At 41.6% G+C, this 993-nt stretch carries 1 protein-coding gene; it reads left to right on the top strand.

The features are described 5' to 3' along the window. Nucleotides 1–182: 182 nt before the first annotated feature. The gene (locus GYB81_RS23620) at nucleotides 183–983 is read left to right on the top strand and encodes an oxacillin-hydrolyzing class D beta-lactamase OXA-10 (RefSeq protein ID WP_000846390.1); all 801 of its coding nucleotides are present in this window, start codon (nucleotides 183–185) and stop codon (nucleotides 981–983) included. The last annotated feature ends 10 nt before the right edge of the window (nucleotides 984–993 follow it).

Raw genomic sequence — 993 nt, 5'->3', positions numbered from 1 at the left:
GTTAGGCCTCGCCGAAGCGAAAGATCGCTACTTGAAGTGTTGACGCCTTTGTTTTAAAGTTTCGCGTCTATCTTTCTGATTTTGTTAAAAAATCAGACTTTGATTAATCATGTTAGACGTCAGAGGTATTTTGACTTAAACGCCTCTGAGGTCGAATTAACGTTAGCCACCAAGAAGGTGCCATGAAAACATTTGCCGCATATGTAATTATCGCGTGTCTTTCGAGTACGGCATTAGCTGGTTCAATTACAGAAAATACGTCTTGGAACAAAGAGTTCTCTGCCGAAGCCGTCAATGGTGTCTTCGTGCTTTGTAAAAGTAGCAGTAAATCCTGCGCTACCAATGACTTAGCTCGTGCATCAAAGGAATATCTTCCAGCATCAACATTTAAGATCCCCAACGCAATTATCGGCCTAGAAACTGGTGTCATAAAGAATGAGCATCAGGTTTTCAAATGGGACGGAAAGCCAAGAGCCATGAAGCAATGGGAAAGAGACTTGACCTTAAGAGGGGCAATACAAGTTTCAGCTGTTCCCGTATTTCAACAAATCGCCAGAGAAGTTGGCGAAGTAAGAATGCAGAAATACCTTAAAAAATTTTCCTATGGCAACCAGAATATCAGTGGTGGCATTGACAAATTCTGGTTGGAAGGCCAGCTTAGAATTTCCGCAGTTAATCAAGTGGAGTTTCTAGAGTCTCTATATTTAAATAAATTGTCAGCATCTAAAGAAAACCAGCTAATAGTAAAAGAGGCTTTGGTAACGGAGGCGGCACCTGAATATCTAGTGCATTCAAAAACTGGTTTTTCTGGTGTGGGAACTGAGTCAAATCCTGGTGTCGCATGGTGGGTTGGGTGGGTTGAGAAGGAGACAGAGGTTTACTTTTTCGCCTTTAACATGGATATAGACAACGAAAGTAAGTTGCCGCTAAGAAAATCCATTCCCACCAAAATCATGGAAAGTGAGGGCATCATTGGTGGCTAAAACAAAGTTA

This window comes from Pseudomonas yangonensis (genome assembly GCF_009932725.1).
GTDB classification, from domain to species: domain Bacteria; phylum Pseudomonadota; class Gammaproteobacteria; order Pseudomonadales; family Pseudomonadaceae; genus Aquipseudomonas; species Aquipseudomonas yangonensis.
The sequence above is the reverse complement of the archived record's forward strand: the minus strand, read 5'-3'. Positions and strand labels throughout refer to the sequence as shown.

What these genes read in the sequence shown, in the direction of transcription:
- GYB81_RS23620 (WP_000846390.1), top strand. Translation starts at nt 183, where the DNA reads ATGAAAACATTTGCCGCATATGTAATTATCGCGTGTCTTTCGAGTACG.